The 16,122-nt window shown below is 69.6% G+C and carries 14 protein-coding genes and 1 other RNA gene; 10 read left to right on the top strand and 5 right to left on the bottom strand.

Translation table 11 applies throughout. From position 1 onward, the window contains the following. Positions 1–141 precede the first annotated feature (141 nt). The 9 genes from QK288_RS13655 (at position 142) to QK288_RS13615 (ending at position 8,244) form a co-directional block, all read left to right on the top strand. A complete protein-coding gene (locus tag QK288_RS13655; RefSeq protein WP_348639021.1) occupies positions 142–1,146 on the top strand; it encodes an alpha/beta hydrolase fold domain-containing protein in 1,005 nt (334 codons plus the stop codon). A gap of 9 nt (positions 1,147–1,155) precedes the next feature. Continuing rightward, complete coding sequence (locus tag QK288_RS13650) at positions 1,156–1,518, top strand: hypothetical protein (protein WP_281264838.1); 363 nt, start codon at positions 1,156–1,158, stop codon at positions 1,516–1,518. Between the two features lie 132 nt (positions 1,519–1,650). Further along, positions 1,651–2,760: a peptide chain release factor 2 gene (gene prfB / locus QK288_RS13645; RefSeq protein WP_281264837.1), complete on the top strand. Its 1,110-nt coding sequence runs from the start codon at positions 1,651–1,653 to the stop codon at positions 2,758–2,760. A 61-nt stretch (positions 2,761–2,821) separates the two neighbouring features. Then, a complete protein-coding gene (ftsE, locus tag QK288_RS13640) occupies positions 2,822–3,580 on the top strand; it encodes a cell division ATP-binding protein FtsE (protein WP_281264836.1) in 759 nt (252 codons plus the stop codon). Next, positions 3,577–4,491 (top strand): permease-like cell division protein FtsX, encoded by a 915-nt coding sequence (gene ftsX / locus QK288_RS13635; protein WP_281264835.1) that lies wholly within the window; start codon positions 3,577–3,579, stop codon positions 4,489–4,491. The genes ftsE and ftsX overlap by 4 nt, the downstream gene beginning before the upstream one ends. Before the next feature lie 116 nt (positions 4,492–4,607). Next, positions 4,608–5,084 carry an SsrA-binding protein SmpB gene (gene smpB, locus QK288_RS13630; RefSeq protein WP_144765472.1) on the top strand — a complete coding sequence of 159 codons (477 nt, stop codon included), beginning with the start codon at positions 4,608–4,610 and terminating at the stop codon, positions 5,082–5,084. A 96-nt stretch (positions 5,085–5,180) separates the two neighbouring features. Next, positions 5,181–5,558, top strand: a transfer-messenger RNA (tmRNA) gene (gene ssrA, locus QK288_RS13625). 117 nt (positions 5,559–5,675) lie between these two features. Then, the gene (locus QK288_RS13620) at positions 5,676–6,449 is read left to right on the top strand and encodes a hypothetical protein (protein ID WP_281264834.1); all 774 of its coding nucleotides are present in this window, start codon (positions 5,676–5,678) and stop codon (positions 6,447–6,449) included. Between the two features lie 127 nt (positions 6,450–6,576). Further along, a complete protein-coding gene (locus tag QK288_RS13615; protein WP_281264833.1) occupies positions 6,577–8,244 on the top strand; it encodes an APC family permease in 1,668 nt (555 codons plus the stop codon). A 136-nt stretch (positions 8,245–8,380) separates the two neighbouring features. On the opposite strand, the gene QK288_RS13610 is transcribed toward QK288_RS13615, so the two are convergent. After that, positions 8,381–9,688 (bottom strand): LLM class flavin-dependent oxidoreductase, encoded by a 1,308-nt coding sequence (locus QK288_RS13610; RefSeq protein ID WP_281264832.1) that lies wholly within the window; start codon positions 9,686–9,688, stop codon positions 8,381–8,383. Beyond that, positions 9,689–11,131, bottom strand: a complete 1,443-nt coding sequence (locus QK288_RS13605) for a PLP-dependent transferase (RefSeq protein ID WP_281264831.1) — start codon at positions 11,129–11,131, stop codon at positions 9,689–9,691. It lies immediately after the preceding gene. Positions 11,132–11,230: 99 nt separating this feature from the next. Here QK288_RS13605 and QK288_RS13600 point away from each other — a divergent pair, with 99 nt between their 5' ends. Further along, complete coding sequence (locus QK288_RS13600; RefSeq protein WP_281264830.1) at positions 11,231–12,469, top strand: amidohydrolase family protein; 1,239 nt, start codon at positions 11,231–11,233, stop codon at positions 12,467–12,469. Between the two features lie 72 nt (positions 12,470–12,541). Here QK288_RS13600 and QK288_RS13595 read toward each other — a convergent pair whose 3' ends face one another. From QK288_RS13595 to glmS, 3 genes are all read right to left on the bottom strand, one after another. Continuing rightward, entirely contained in the window at positions 12,542–13,081 is a 540-nt protein-coding gene (locus QK288_RS13595; protein WP_281264829.1) for an NUDIX domain-containing protein, read from the bottom strand. 221 nt (positions 13,082–13,302) lie between these two features. Beyond that, complete coding sequence (locus tag QK288_RS13590) at positions 13,303–14,019, bottom strand: M50 family metallopeptidase (RefSeq protein WP_281264828.1); 717 nt, start codon at positions 14,017–14,019, stop codon at positions 13,303–13,305. A gap of 134 nt (positions 14,020–14,153) precedes the next feature. Continuing rightward, entirely contained in the window at positions 14,154–15,935 is a 1,782-nt protein-coding gene (gene glmS / locus QK288_RS13585) for a glutamine--fructose-6-phosphate transaminase (isomerizing) (RefSeq protein ID WP_281264827.1), read from the bottom strand. Positions 15,936–16,122 lie beyond the last annotated feature (187 nt).

Below are 16,122 nucleotides of genomic sequence, written 5' to 3'. Positions count from 1 at the left end.
CGTCGTCGGCGTCCGCCGTTGTGTTCAGTGCCCGGTGCGCTACTGTCGTCGGTAGAGGGAAAAAACCCGCTCTGCTCCGGCGGATCGGATCGCACACGCGTCTCACGGGAGTCGCCACTTCTTCATCGGAGGAGTCCGCCCGTGCTCGATCAAACCCCCGTGTCCGACCCCGTCGTCCGTCCGCCGTTCGATGCCGAACTCGCGACGTTCCTCACCGCGATCGAAGCCCGCGGCCCCTTCACCGTCACCGAGGAGATGCTGCCCCACATGCGGCAGCTCGACGTGCCCGAGCACGTCCTCGACGAACGCCTGCGCTCGCGCGGGTACCACCGGCGGAACGTCACGGTTCCCGGTCACCTCGGCGACCCGATCGACCTCGCGATCATCGAGCGCATCGAGCGCACCGGCACGACCGCGGCCGTCTACACCATCCACGGCGGGGGAATGGTCTTCGGCCATCACCTCGGGAACCTCGACGGCTACGACGGCTGGCTCCTCGACCACGACGTCGTCCTCGTCAGCGTCGACTACCGGCTCGCACCCGAGTACCCGGACCCCTACCCGGTCGAGGACTGCTATGCCGGCCTGGTCTGGGTGGCCGAGCACGCCGCCGAGCTCGACATCGACCCGACGCGGATCGTCGTCGCGGGACAGAGCGCCGGCGGTGGTCTCGCAGCGGGCACGGCGCTCCTCGCACGCGATCGGAAGGGGCCGGAGCTGCTGGCGCAGATCCTCGTGTCCCCGATGCTCGACGATCGCGACGACACCGTGTCGACCATGCAGATCGACGGCGTCGGGGTCGCGGACCGTCGGATGACCCGCTTCGGCTGGGATGCGTACCTCGGGGACCGCCGTGCCACGGCCGACGTGTCCGTCTACGCCGCGCCGGCTCGTGCCACGGACCTCTCCGCGCTCCCGAAGACCTACATCGACTGCGGCAGTGCCGAGGTGTTCCGGGACGAGGACGTCGCCTTCGCCAGCCGCCTCTGGGCGTCCGGTGTCGACGCGGAGTTGCACGTCTGGCCAGGGGCGTTCCACGGCTTCACCAGCATGGTGCCCGACGCCGCGATCTCGAGGACCGCGACCGCAGCCCTCGCCGACTGGACGACGCGACTGCTCGGCGCTCCGTCTCCGATCGCGCCCTAGTCTTGTCGGATGCTCTCCCGACGCGAAGCGGCCATCCGGCTCGACATCCCCCTCGAGATGGCGACCCGTCACGGGATCCCCGCACGCCTGAGCGAAGCCGAGCTCGAGGCGATCGAGCAGGACCCACCCGCCTGGCTCGTGCAGTCCCGCGCGAACCGCACGGGGAAGAAGAAGGTCTGGGTCAGCCTCGAGTGCGTGGTCTGCGGGTACGCGGAGGACGCCCGGCCGAAGAAGTGGTGGCCGGACTGGGACTACCTGATGTGCGACTACCACGCGCCGTACCAGGCGCCGGACCCGACGGCGGGGCTCACCCGGCGCGAGGTCGAGGGCATCGGCAGTCGGTTCGTCGCCCTCGTCGACGAGAAGCCGTAGCGGGGACCGGGACCAGCGGGGCGGGGACCGGGACCAGCGGGGCGGGGGCCGGGACCGGCGGGGCGGACGTGCACCGAGCCTCCTGTCCGGACGGTCGGCCGTGTCGGACGCGCGCCGGTAGGATCGGTGACCATGGTCGAACTGGACTTCACCGAGCAGCTCTCCGCACTCCGAGAGACCTTCGGCAACATCCGCTCGGTGGTCGACGTCGACCGCCTGGAGCGTGACATCGCCGATCTCAGCGAGCAGGCGGGGGCACAGGACCTCTGGGACGACGTCGAGCACGCGCAGCAGGTGACGAGTGCGCTCTCGCACCGGCAGTCGGAGCTCAAGAAGATCACCGACACCGAGCGGCGAATCGACGACCTCGAGGTGCTCGTCGAGATGGCGAACGAGGCCGACGACCAGGAGTCCGCCGACGAGGCCGCCGCCGAGCTCAAGGCGATCACCAAGACCATGGGCGACCTCGAGGTGCAGACGCTCCTCGACGGCGAGTACGACGACCGTCCCGCCGTCATCACGATCCGCGCCGGGGCCGGCGGCGTCGACGCGGCGGACTTCGCCGAGATGCTCATGCGCATGTACCTGCGGTACGCCGAGCAGCACGGCTACAAGACCACCGTGATGGACACGTCCTACGCCGAAGAAGCCGGCATCAAGTCCGCCACGTTCGAGGTGGACGCCCCGCACGCCTTCGGCACGCTGTCGGTCGAAGCCGGCACGCACCGCCTGGTCCGGATGTCGCCGTTCGGTGCCGCCGGCAAGCGCCAGACGTCCTTCGCCGCCGTCGAGGTCATCCCGCTCATGCCGGAGACCGCCGTCATCGACATCCCGGAGAACGACATCCGCGTGGACGTCTTCCGCTCGTCGGGTCCTGGTGGGCAGTCGGTCAACACGACCGACTCCGCGGTGCGCCTGACGCACATCCCGACCGGCACCGTCGTCTCGATGCAGAACGAGAAGTCGCAGATCCAGAACCGTGCTGCGGCCATGCGCGTGCTGCAGTCGCGCCTGCTCCTCCTGAAGAAGGAAGAGGAGAACGCGAAGAAGAAGGAGCTCGCCGGCAACATCACGGCGAGCTGGGGCGACCAGATCCGCTCCTACGTCCTGGCGCCGTACCAGATGGTCAAGGACCTCCGCAGCGAGCACGAGGTGAACAACCCCTCAGCGGTGTTCGACGGCGACCTGGACGGGTTCATCAACGCCGGCATCCGCTGGCGGAAGCAATCCGTGGAGTCCTGAGCGCCAGCGTGCCGCGCGCCTGGCTTGTTTTCCAAGCGGGGCGACCTACCCTGATCCGGTCATGATCAAATTCGACCAGGTCACCAAGGTGTACTCGGGCAACCCGAGTCCAGCGCTCGACAACATCACCCTCGAGATCCTCAAGGGCGAGTTCGTCTTCCTCGTCGGCGCGTCCGGCTCCGGGAAGTCCAGCTTCCTGCGCCTCGTGCTCAAGGAGGAGAAGCCGTCCCGCGGGCAGATCCACGTGCTCGGCCAACGCCTCGGCGCCCTGTCCTCGCGGAAGGTGCCGTACTTCCGACGGAACCTCGGTGTGGTCTTCCAGGACTTCCGACTCCTGCCGAACAAGACCGTCTTCGACAACGTCGCGTTCTCGCTGCAGGTCATCGGCAAGAGCAAGGGCTTCATCAGCGAGGCGGTCACCGACGTGCTCAAGCTCGTCGGGCTGAACGGCAAGGCGACCCGCATGCCGCACGAGCTCTCCGGTGGTGAGCAGCAGCGTGTGGCCATCGCCCGCGCCGTCGTGAACAAGCCGTCGGTGCTCCTCGCCGACGAGCCGACCGGCAACCTCGACCCGACGACCTCGGCGGGCATCATGGCGCTCCTCGAACGCATCAACCAGGGAGGCACCACCGTGCTCATGGCGACGCACGACGCCAGCATCGTGAACCAGATGCAGCGACGGGTGATCGAGCTCTCCGGCGGCACCGTCCTCCGTGACGAGCAGTCCGGCGGGTACCAGACCCAGGCGCTCCCGACCATCCAGCAGGCCGGCGTCTCGAACACCACCGGCATCCAGACCATCCCGGGGCTCATCCGATGAGGCTCGGGCTCGTCATGTCCGAGGTCGGTTCCGGCCTCCGACGGAACGCCTCGATGGTCGTCTCGGTCGTCCTGGTGACCTTCATCTCGCTGACCTTCGTCGGCACCGCGATCCTGCTCCAGATGCAGATCAACCAGATGAAGGGGTACTGGTACGACCGGGCCCAGGTCGCGGTCTACCTCTGCACGGACACCGACACGACCGGCAACTGCACCGGCGCCAAGGCGACCGACGACCAGCGGAAGCAGGTCGAGGAGCAGCTGAAGGGCTCCACCCTCGCGCCGTACATCGAGAAGTACTACTACCAGAACCAGCAGGACGCGTACACGCGGTTCAAGCAGCAGTTCAAGGACTCGCCGGCGACGGAGTTCGTCAAGCCCGAGTACCTCAACGAGACGTACTGGGTGAACCTGAAGAACCCGTCGCAGGCGGACGTCCTGCGGGAGAGCCTGTCGAAGGTGGCCGGCGTGGAGAGCGTCGTCGACCAACGCGGCTACCTGCAACCGATCTTCAACCTGTTGAACGCGTCCTCGTACACCGCGATCGGCATCGCGGCGCTGATGCTCATCGCGGCCGTGCTGCTGATCGCGACGACGATCCGGTTGTCGGCGTTCAGTCGACGGCGAGAGCTCGGCATCATGCGACTCGTGGGCGCGTCGAACCGGTTCATCCAGACACCCTTCGTGCTCGAGGGGGTGATCGCGGCGGCCATCGGAGCGGTCCTGGCCGGTGGTGCGATCACCGCGGTGGTCTGGTTCTTCGTCCGGAACTACCTGACGAAGCGGTTCACCGGCACGGCGTTCATCGGGATGAGCGACGCGGCGGTCGTCGTGCCGTCGGTGATCGTCATCGGGGTGGTCCTGGCGGCGGTCTCGGCGTCGATCGCGATCCGCCGGTACCTCAAGGTCTAGCCGGGCGCTGCGATGCAGTGCGGACGGGCGGCGCGCCGGCAAGGTGCGCCGCCCGTCCGGTGTTCGCTAGTCTGTAGGGCTGCACACCCGCAGCGACCGTTCGAGAGGAGACGCGCATGGCGAAGGAACGCGGCGAGAAGATCGTGGCGACCAACCGTCGCGCGCGCCACGACTACCTGATCGAGGACACGTACGAAGCGGGCATGGTGCTCTCGGGCACCGAGGTGAAGTCGCTCCGCGAAGGGCGTGCGTCGCTCGTGGACGGGTACGCGTTCGTCGATGGGGGAGAAGCGTGGCTCGACGCCGTGCACATCCCCGAGTACACCGAGGGGACGTGGAACAACCACGCCCCACGGCGCAAGCGGAAGCTGCTCCTCCACAAGCAGGAGATCGTGAAGATCTCGCACAAGACCCAGCAGGGCGGCTACACGCTCGTCCCGCTGCAGATCTACTTCCACGACGGTCGTGCCAAGGTCGAGATCGCGGTCGCGAAGGGCAAGCGCGAGTTCGACAAGCGCCAGGCCCTGCGCGAGAAGACCGACAAGCGTGAGGCCGAACGGGCCATGCGCAGCCGGAACCGCCTCGGAGAGTAGCGGCACGAGCCGTTCCTCGGTAGACTGAACAGCTGCCTGCGAGAGCAGGCATTCAGAACTCCACAGTGTGACAGCGGCTCGCTGTTCGGCCCTCATGGGGATGATCGGTTTCGACATCGTCTGTGTGCCGACGGGAAGCGGGCCGAGGACCCACGGTTATCTCGTTAACGATCCGTGGAAAACAACAAGTGCCAATTCCAAGCGCACTGACTTCGCTCTCGCTGCGTAAGCAGCCCAGCACATGAAGTCCGTCGGCCAGGTGATCGTCTCCTAACCTGAGTTCCGGCGTCATCCAGGGGACTTGCTGCACGGTTGCGCCTCAGGGCCGTGCGGGACTTGCACTGAGACTGGGCCCGTCGTCCTAGAAGCCGGTAGCAAAGGACGGGGCCGAGCAGAACGAATCATCCGGATACGCCCGTAGAAGACGTCGAATTGCAGCGATGGACGGGGGTTCGATTCCCCCCATCTCCACCAACGCCGAAGCGACGCAGCCGCTGTCACACCGTGGTCACTCTTCCGGTTCACCCGGCAGGACTACGCTCCGCACCAGGCGCAGGAACACGCCAGCGCCGGTGAGTGGAAGGTCTTGTCGTGCAGGAGATCGCTATCCGTGTCCGGCTGCGTGAGCAGGAACGAGTCGGCCTGGCCGAGTACGAGCGCATCGTGGGGTCCGTCGCGACCGTCGCTGCACTCACGGCGTGGCTGCCCACCCCCGACGCCCGCCTGGTGATCCGCGGCCGCGGTGCCGAGCCGGTCCGCCTCGAGACCGTGTCGTACGGGTCGACGTTCGAGATGCTCGTGGTCCTCGACCAGCGCAGCGCCGCCGTCGAGCGGGCCGCCGCGACCGTGGCTGCACTCATCGAGTCGGTGCGGTACGAGCACGTCGAGGACGACGTCTCCGGTGTCGCCGGCGAGCTCGACCGCCTCGACCGGTCCGCGCCCCGTGGTCGGTCGGTCGCCGAGCGGTCCCTCCGTGCGTTCCTCGAAGGGGCACGCGCCGATGTGCTCGCCCGGAAGAGCACGACGCGCCTCCGAGCGGCGTCCGCGCTCGTCCGGCTCGCCGAGGACGCCGCCGAGATCACCGTCGAGCGGGTCGAGGACGCGTTGGCGTCGGAGCTCACCGAGCAGCCCGTCGACGTCCTCGCCGACACCGGTGCCGCGGTCGTCGTCGAGCCCGTGGACGGGATCGAAGCGCCGGAGGAGCCGTCGGCACCGAAGCGGGACGAGCTCGGCACCGCCGACGGGAAGCAGGCGAAGAAGAAGTCCAAGGACAAGGACAAGGGCAAGGGCGACAAGAAGCAGTCGAAGAAGAAGTCCAAGGACAAGGACGACAAGAAGACGAAGAAGAAGGCAAAGAAGAAGTAGCCTGAGTGCTTATACAGGGCATTTGTTTCCACCTCGTTAACAAATCGTCCGAGATCGCCACCAAGTGCCAGAGTCGATGACCACGACCCCTGAAGAAGGGGTCGTGGTCATCTCGACAGGAGCAACAGTGGCAACATCGACAGCACAGGCGCTGCCCGACTCAGGGCTCAAGCGCAACGTCGGCTTCATCGGCCTCATCTGGGCCTCGACCGGTTCGATCATCGGATCCGGATGGCTCTTCGGCTCGCAGGAAGCACTGAAGACCGCCGGTCCCGCCGCGATCATCTCGTGGCTCATCGGCGGCGTCGCGATCCTCGTCCTCGCACTCGTGCACGCCGAACTCGGCGGCATGTTCCCGATCGCGGGTGGAACAGCGCGGTTCCCCCACATCGCGTTCGGTGGCGTCGCCGGCGCATCGTTCGGCTGGTTCTCGTGGCTGCAGTCCGTGACCGTCGCCCCGATCGAGGTCGAGGCGATGATCAAGTACGCCCAGCACTGGCAGTTCGCCCACCCGTGGTTGCACACGACAACGATCGACGGCGAGACCCAGCAGCTGCTCACCGGTGCGGGCATCGCGGTCGCGATCGTCCTGATGGCCGTCGTCACCGTGATCAACATGCTGAGCGTCCGGATCCTCGCGAACACGAACTCCGCTGCGACCTGGTGGAAGGTCGCGATCCCCCTGCTCGTCATCATCGTGCTGGCGTTCAGCGGCTTCCACGGCTCGAACTTCACCGCGGCCAACGGGTTCATGCCCGAGGGGGCGAAGGGCATCCTCGCGGCGGTGTCGACGTCGGGCATCATCTTCGCGTTCCTCGGCTTCGAGCAGGCGGACCAGCTCGCGGGCGAGGCGAAGAACCCGAAGCGCGACATCCCGCGCGCCGTCATCGGGTCGGTGCTCATCGGGCTCGTGATCTACCTGCTCCTGCAGATCGTGTTCCTCGGCGTGCTGCGCTCCGACGCGATCCAGGGCTCGTGGGCGACCGCGGACTTCACGAAGTACACCGGTCCGTTCGCGGACATCGCGATGGCGGCTGGCATCACCTGGTTGGCCGTGGTCATCTTCATCGACGCGATCATCTCGCCGGCCGGGACGGGGCTCATCTACGTCACGGCCACGTCCCGCATCTCCTACGGGCTCAGCCGCAACGGCTACTTCCCGAAGGCGTTCGAGTGGACGACGAAGCAGGGCGTGCCGTGGGTCGGCCTCATCGTGGCGTTCGTCGTCGGGTGTGCGTGCTTCGCGCCGTTCCCGTCGTGGCAGGGCCTCGTCAGCCTCATCACGAGCGCGTCCGTCCTGATGTACGCGGGGGCGCCGCTCGCGCTCGGCGCGTTCCGCAAGCGCATCCCGGAGGTCGAGCGGCCGTACCGGATGCCGGCGGCGACGGTCCTGTCGCCGATCGCGTTCATCGTCGCGAACCTCATCATCCTCTGGACCGGGTGGGACACCGACTGGAAGCTCGGCGTCGCGATCCTCATCGGTGCCGTGGTGATCATCCTGAACAACGTGTTCCGCGGGGCGTCGAGCGTCCGGCCGCGCTGGGACTGGAAGGCGGCGCAGTGGCTGCTGCCGTACCTGATCGGGATGGGGCTCATCGTGTTCCTCAGCGACTTCGGCCCGCTGACACACCCGGTGTTCCCGCTGTGGATCGACATCGTCGTGGTCGCGGTGTTCTCGCTGGTGATCTACTACTGGGCGATCAACTCGGCGTCGCCGCGTGAGGAGATCCTCCGGACCGCCGAGGACGTCCGCGACACCGAGGAGTCGTCCGTGGTCGAACCCGTCCACCACTGACGAGAGCGCAGGAACGGCGACCGGTACGGGTGCCGGCTCGCCGTTTCTGCGCACTCGCGGCCGTCAGGCGACCAGCAGATGGACGGGAGGCTCGTGGCGGCGCCGCCACGAGCCTCCCGTCCGTTGCATGACGCGACTAGAAGTCGAACAGGTTCGCGCGGATCCCGCCGGCTCCGTACTCACGCCGGAGCAGCCCGCGCTGCCGCAGCACCGGGACGAGGTCACCGAACATCCGGTACACCTGCGCCGGGTGCAGGTCGCCGGAGAAGATGATGCCGTCGTTGTCCGCGTCGGACCCGAGCTCCTCGATGAAGTCCGCGAACTCGTCAGCGGTGCCGACGAAGCCGGCGCGCTCCGAGACCCGACCCTTCCTGGCCTTCCTGGTCAGGAGTTCGCGGAGCGGTGCGTCCGGGGTGTCACCGACCAGGCCGCGGATCGTCCCCGCGGAGACGTGGTCCCCGAAGGTGCCGTCCGGGATCGGCGCGTCGAGGTCGAGCGCGAGCAGGTCCGTCTCGGAGTCGCTCGACCACGCGATCGCCGCCGTTCGGAGGTCGTCGTCCGAGGGGTGCCGCGACGCGTCGACGATCCGGTCGGCCTCTGCTGCCGAGACCGTGATCTCGGGCTTGAGGACGAACAGGATGCGCAGGTCGGCGGCGGTGCGGCCGGCCTCGAGCGCGGCGGCGATCACCCGGGCGCGGTAGTCCGAGACGGCCGATGCGGACAACGGCGCGAGCGCGAGCTGCACGTCGGAGTGCGTCCCGGCGAACCCGAGGCCGCGACCGGAGCCACCGGGGGAGACCACGATCGGGTCGGAGTCGAGCGGCAACGCGTTGAGTGGGCCGTCGGCGGTGAAGTACGCGCCCTCGTGGTGGAACGCGTCGAGTTCGGCCCCGTCGGCGAAGTGCCAGTCCGGGCGCGATCCGACATACCCGTCCGACCCCCACGAGCGCCAGAACCGGCGGAGCAGGGTGATCCACTCCTCGGCCCGGTCGTACGCCTGGTCGTGGGGGAGCGGTGGGAGTCCCGCGTGCCGGGCGCTGCCGACGTCCGTGACGACGTTGATCCCGAGGCGCTCGGACGACAGGTGTGCGAGCGTGGCGAACTGCCGAGCGGCGAGGTACGGCGGGGTGATCCCGGCGTTCACCGTCGGTGCGATGCCGATGTGCGTGGTCGCGGCGAAGAGGTACGGCGCGAGCAGCAGCGGGTCGTGCTTCGGGCCGCCGTAGGCCTGGCGGATGCGGAGGTCGAGCGTCGACGGGTTCCCGAGCGAGATCGCGTCCTCCGCGATCACCAGGTCCATCCCCGCCTGCTCGAGGGCCCGGACGGACTGCTGGTACAGGTCGGGCTTCGTCCAGTCGTGGCCCCAGTCCCAGTCGGACCGGCCCCATGCCTGCGGGCCGAACCCGCGCGAGAAGAAGTACCCGAAGTGTTGCAGGTCCGCCATCTAGAGCTCCTCGGCGATCACGTGCCGCCCTGGGACCGAGTGTTCCAGGGAGGCGAGCTCCGTGTCGGAGCCGCGCCCCGGACTCGCAGGCTCGTCCGGCGCGATCCGCGCGTCGCTGGCGCGCCGCCTCTGAGCAGATCGCGCCGAACCGCCCCGCAGGGCGGCGAAGCCGCGCTCCAGGTCGCGGATCAGGTCCGCGACGTCCTCGATGCCGATCGACAGCCGGATCAGTCCGTCGTCGATGCCCTGCTCCGCACGTTCCTCCGGTGTCCGCCCGGCGTGCGTCGTCGTGGCCGGGTGCAGGACGAGCGAGCGGACGTCGCCCAGGTGGGTCATCCGGCTGAACAGCTGCACCGCGTCGATGAAGGTGCGCGCGGCCGGCTCGCCGCCGGCGAGCGTGAACGCGAACACCGACCCGGCTCCTCGGGGCAGGTACCGCTCCGCCAGGTCATGGAACGGACTGGAGGCAAGGCCCGCGTGGTCGACGCTCGTCACCTCCGCCTGCTGGTCCAGCCATTCCGCGACGGCCAGCGCGTTCGCGCTGTGCCGCTCCACCCGCAGGCTCAGGGTCTCGATGCCCTGGCGGAGCAGGAACGCGTTGAACGGCGACGGCGTCGGGCCGATGCGGGAGCTGATCACGTCGCGTGCGAAGACGACGTACGCGCGGTTGCCGTACTTCTCCACGTAGCTCTGGCCACCGAGCGCGCGCTCGGGGGTCGTCAGGTGCGTCCAGCGTTCCGGCGAGGCGGACCAGTCGAACGTGCCACCGTCGACGACCACGCCGCCGAGGCCGGAGCCGTGGCCGCTGAGGAACTTCGACGCCGAGTGGATGACGATGTCGGCACCGAAGTCGATCGGTCGGACCAGGTACGGCGTCGCGAGGGTGTTGTCGACGATGAGCGGGACGCCCGCCCGGTGCGCGGTGTCCGCGACGCCCGTGATGTCGAGGACGTCGTTCTTCGGGTTGGGGATCGTCTCCGCGAAGAACGCCTTGGTGTTCGGGCGGACCGCCGCCGCCCACGCGTCCAGGTCGCGTGCATCGGCGACGAAGTCGACCTCGATGCCGAGCCGGCCGAGGTTCTGCAGCAGCAGGCCGCGCGTCCCCTCGTAGATGCTCCGGGCGCTGACGACGTGGTCGCCGGCCTGCAGGAGTCCGAGGAACGCCACCGTCGCTGCCGCCTGGCCGCTCGACACCAGGATCGACTCCGCGCCGCGTTCGAGCAGGGCGATCCGCCGCTCGACGTCGGCGTTCGTCGGGTTGCCGAGTCGGGTGTACGTGTACCCGTCGTCGGTGCCGGCGAAGCGCTCGCGGGCCTGCTCGAAGTCGTCGAAGAGGAAGCCGGACGACATGTGGATCGCGGGAACCCTCGCACCGTGTGCGGCGTCGGGGACGAACCCGCCGTGCACTTGCTCGGTCGCGAATCCGTGGTCGTCGTTCGACATGTGGCACCTCCGTGTGGGTTGTCACGTACTCTCGCAGGCTTCGCTTCGCGGATACTCCATTGCGGCGCTCCGTTACATCCGCTGTGGCAGCATGAGGGCGTGGCGAACGACGACGTGGACCTGGTCATCCGAGACGTGCGGCCGTGGGGAGGTGCGTCCTCGGACATCGTGGTCAGGGGGTCGCGCATCGACTCGGTGGTCCCGAGCGGCACGGCGTCGGCGGACGGTACGCGGATCGTCGAAGGGCGTGGCGTGCTCGCGCTGCCCGGCCTGGTGAACAGCCACGCGCACGCGGACAAGAGCTGGTGGGGCCACCCGTGGGAGTCGTTCGGCGGGGAGCCGACGACCGAGGGGCGGATCGCGCACGAGCGCGCACGCCGTGACGACCTCGGTATCCCGAGCGTCGGCATCGCGAAACGGGTGCTGCAGGAGTACCTCCGCACCGGGACGACGCGGGTCCGGACGCACGTGGACGTCGACCTCGGCCTGGGCCTGCGCGGCATCGACGCCGTGCGGGAGGCAGCGGCCGAACTCGACGGGGCGATCGAACTGTCGATCGTCGCGTTCCCGCAGGACGGCGTGTTGCGTCGACCCGGCGTGCTCGACCTGCTGCGCCAGGCTGCGGCGGACGGCGTGGAGCACATCGGGGGACTCGATCCGTCCCTCATCGACCGCGACCCGGTCGGGCAGCTCGACGGACTGTTCGACATCGCCGCCGAGCACGGGTGCGGGATCGACATCCACCTGCACGAGCCGGCGGACCTCGGTGCGTTCTCGTTCGACCTGGTGCTCGACCGGGTGGAGCGGTTCGGCATCGCCCCGGGGAAGGTCAACATCGCGCACGGCTTCGCGATCGTGGACCTCGAGCCGGTCCGGCGGCGCGACCTGCTCGCTCGGATGGCAGGGCTCGGGGTGACGATGACGACCGTCGCGCCCGTTCGGATGCGGCAGCTGCCCCTGCACGAGTTCGACGACGCCGGGGTGCGGTTCGGGCTCGGCACGGACGGCATCCGCGACCTCTGGAGCCCCTACGGCGACGGCGACCTGCTCGGCATCGCCTGGCAGTACGCCCGCAGCGGCGGGTACTCGCGCGACGAGGACATCACGCGGGTGGTGGAGCTCGCCACGCGGGACGGCGCCCGGTTCGTCACCGACGAGGAGCACGACCTGGTGGCGGGTGCCCGCGCGGACGTCGTGCTCGTCGACGCGGAGAACCCGATGGACGCGCTCGTCCGTCGGGTGCCGCGGTCGCTCGTCGTCGCCGGCGGTGCGGTGTTCGACCCGACGGATCTTGCCCGGCACCCGTGGGAGTCAGGGCAGGTTCGTTCTGCGCGGTGACGAATCCGGTTCCCGATCCCCGGTGATCGGGAACCGGATCCGTCAAACGTGCGAACGGGATCCCGCTCGGCGTCAGACGTGGTCGCGCCGGGTGGTCGTGAGGACGGCGTCGAGGCGGCGGGCGAAGCCGTCGGGGAGTGATTCGGGAAGGTCGTCGACCGGGAACCATCGGACGTCGTCGCTCTCGTCGCTGACCGTCGTGTCGGTGTCGCGGGGGACGGTCGCAACGAAGCCGACGTCCCAGTGCGCGGCGCACGAGAACCCGCCGTGCAGGTCGTGCCGGTCGAGGTCGATGATGCGCGTGGCGTCGAGATCGAGCGCGGCGATGCCGGACTCCTCTCGGGCTTCGCGGCGGGCGGCGTCGGCGAGCGATGTGTCGCCCGGTTCGAGGTGCCCGCCGAACTGCACCCAGAAGGCACCCTTGCGGTGGAGGCAGAGCAGCACGTGCGTCAGGTCGGGCGAGAACACGAAGCAGGACGCCGTGAGGTGCTCGGGGCCTCCCGCGCGCCACAGCGCTGCGTCCCCGTGCTCCCTGACGAACGCGAGGTACCGGTCGCGGAGGGTGCTCGCGGGCGCCTCGGCGAGGGCGCGGGCGACGTCGGCTGCGTACATGGTGTCCATCGTGGCAGGCGTGCGCGGGTGGTTGCGCTCGCAACGGACGACAACGCCGTTGTCGTACGACAGCGGTTCCGTCGTCGCCCCGCGCGCGCAACGGTTGCAGCCGCGTGCGAGCGACAGAGTCGATGTCGTACGACAGCGAGCGTGTCGTTCCGAGTCGGCAGCGCGGGGCGGGCGGGGCGGGGCCGCGCAGGGCAGCGCGGCGCGGGCCAGCGCTAGACGAGCGCGCGGACGCCGGTGACGATCGTGTCCCAGACCTCGAGCAAGGGGCCCCGCGCAAGCCACACCGCCGCGCCGTTGACGAACACGAACAGCACGAACCACACTCCGGCCGGCAGGCGCATCTCGGCCGCCGCGATGTGGAAGTCGGTCTGGACACGGGCGCCGGTGAGGAGCCAGCGGGCGACCTGCACGACCGAGCGCAGGCCGTCGACCACGAACAGTGCACCGACGGCCGCGACGACCAGCACGGTGAGCTCGGACGGGCGGAGGGCGACCCACAGCGCCAGGACGTCGAAGCCGATCACCACGAGCAGCCCGAACCAGTTCCGGACGAACACGAGCGCGACGAGCCCGATCACCCCGAGCACGACGACCGGGAGCCACCGCGACCCGTGCAGCACCCCGGTCAGCAACAGCGCACCGGCCCAGAGCGGCGCGCTGTACCCGGCGTAGAGGTTGAGGATCCGCACCAGCCAGCGCACCGCGCCGGGGACACCGCCGAGCTGGACCCAGGCCTCACCCGACCCGTCCGGGCGGAGGTCGATCCGGCGGATCCGGCCGCCGAACGGGACGACCACGATGCAGTGCCCGACCTCGTGGGCGATCGTCGCGGCGATCCGCGCGACCCGTCCGACCACGGGGACGAACGGGAGCACGGCGCCGACGAGGATCGCGACGAAGACGAGGGACGCGGAGGAAGCGGTGGACATCAGCCGCCACTGTGGCAGAGCAGCCTAGGAGGGCACCGAGGGCAGCAGCACGATCACGACGACCGTGGCGAGCACGGCGATCGCGGTGAGGACGAGGAGGAACACCGTGAGGCGGTTCATGGGCTTCGGCACGCCTACTCGACCGTCACCGACTTCGCGAGGTTCCGCGGCTTGTCGACGTCGCAGCCGAGCCGCAGCGCGAGTTCGCGGGCGAGCATCTGGAGCGGCACGACGGCCTCCAGGGGGCCCCACGGTCCGGTCGGGCCGAGCGCGGGGATGTCCGATCCCGGGCCGCCGATCGTGATGACGAAGCCGCCACGCGCGCGGACTTCGGCGATCGCGGCCTGCAGCCGGTGCTCCCCGTGGTCGATGACGACGACGGGTGTGCCGTCGTCGACGAGGGCGAGCGGCCCGTGCTTCAGCTCACCGGCCGGGTATGCCTCCGCCCACCGGTAGCTGAGCTCCTTGAGCTTCAGGGCGCCCTCCGCCGCGTAGGGCAGGCCGACGCCGCGGCCGAGGAACAGGAACCCGGTGGCGCCCTTCACGCTCGAGACCAGCAGCGGGATCCGGTCGGCGGCGACCCGTCCGGCTCGCTCGATGCGTGCCGGGAGCTCGCGGAGACCCGCGACCTGGGCTGTCGCCTGTGTCGGGTCGATGCGCCCGGACGCGACCAGCGCGGAGATCATCGCCGCGACCCCGACCACCACCTGGGCGGTGAACGTCTTCGTCGCCGCGACGCCGATCTCGGGGCCGGCGTGGCAGTCGAGCACCGCGTCGGCCCGGCGCGCCAGGGACGAGTGGACGTTGTTGGTCAGGGCGAGGACCGGGTACCGGTCATCGAAGCGGTCGAGCGCGCGGAGGACGTCGGCGGTCTCGCCGGACTGGCTGATGGCGACGACGAGCGTCCCCGGTCCGAGGACCGCCTGGTCCGCCTCGCTCGCGACGACGATGTCGGTGGGCACCCCGCCGATGCCGCGGAGCGCGGTCGCGATGACCTGTCCGGCGTTCAGGGAGGTGCCGCAGGCGACGATCGCGAGGCGGTGGAACCCGGGGAGCCCGAGGCCGACCCACATGCTCCCGTCGGCCGCACGTCCGGCGATGCGGTCGACGATCGAGGCCACGACCGCCGGCTGCTCCTCGATCTCCTTCGCCATGTGGTCCGGGTGGTCGCCGAGGTCGAGCGCCGCGGCTGCGAACGGCGACGGCGTCGGGAACGGCACCGGCACCGAGATCCCGGCGGAGGACCAGTTCCAGGACTCCCCGAGCTCGACGACGTCGCCGTCGCGGAGCGCCACGAAGGTCTCGCACCACTCGGCGATCGCACCGATGTCGCTCGCGACGAAGTCGCCACGGGACGCTCGGGCCACCACGAGCGGGGAGCGTTCCGCCGCGACGACCATGCGGTTCGTGCGGGAGTCGAGCACGACGATCGCCCACGAGCCCTCGAGCTGTGCCGTCGCGATCTGGACGGCGAGCATCAGGTCGGCGTCCACGGCGAGCGCACGCTCGACGAGGTGCGTGATGACCTCGGAGTCGACGTCCGACGCGAAGACGTGTCCCTGCGCCTCGAGCATCGCGCGGAGGCGCTCGGCGTTCTCGACGATGCCGTTGTGCACGACGCTGATCCGGCCGGAGCAGTCCGTGTGCGGGTGGGCGTTCCGTTCGGAGACGCCACCGTGCGTCGCCCAGCGGGTGTGCCCGATGCCGGTGCCGGTGAGGGCATCACCCGATCGGGCAGCGACGAGCGTTCGGAGGTCGCCCACCCGGGACACCGACCGGATGGTCTCGGTACCACCGGTGGCCGTGCGGACGGCGATGCCCGCGGAGTCGTACCCGCGGTACTCGAGCCGTTCCAGGCCGTCGAGGAGGTAGGGGGTCGCGTCGTCGGTGACGCGGGCCGCGATGATGCCGCACATCGGATGTCCCTTCGGGTGGGAGGACGGTGGGGGAGCGGTGCAGGAGCGGGGCGGCACCGACCGCCGCGTTCGGGTCTGCCACGCGATCGGGGCCGTCGGCCCGGACCGCCGCCCGTCCTCGGATCAGGCGAGGACGGACGACGGCGTACCGGGGCCGACGGTTCGGGTACCGATCGGGGTACCGTGG

This window comes from Curtobacterium sp. 9128, assembly GCF_900086645.1.
Lineage (GTDB): Bacteria > Actinomycetota > Actinomycetes > Actinomycetales > Microbacteriaceae > Curtobacterium.
The sequence above is the reverse complement of the archived record's forward strand: the minus strand, read 5'-3'. Positions and strand labels throughout refer to the sequence as shown.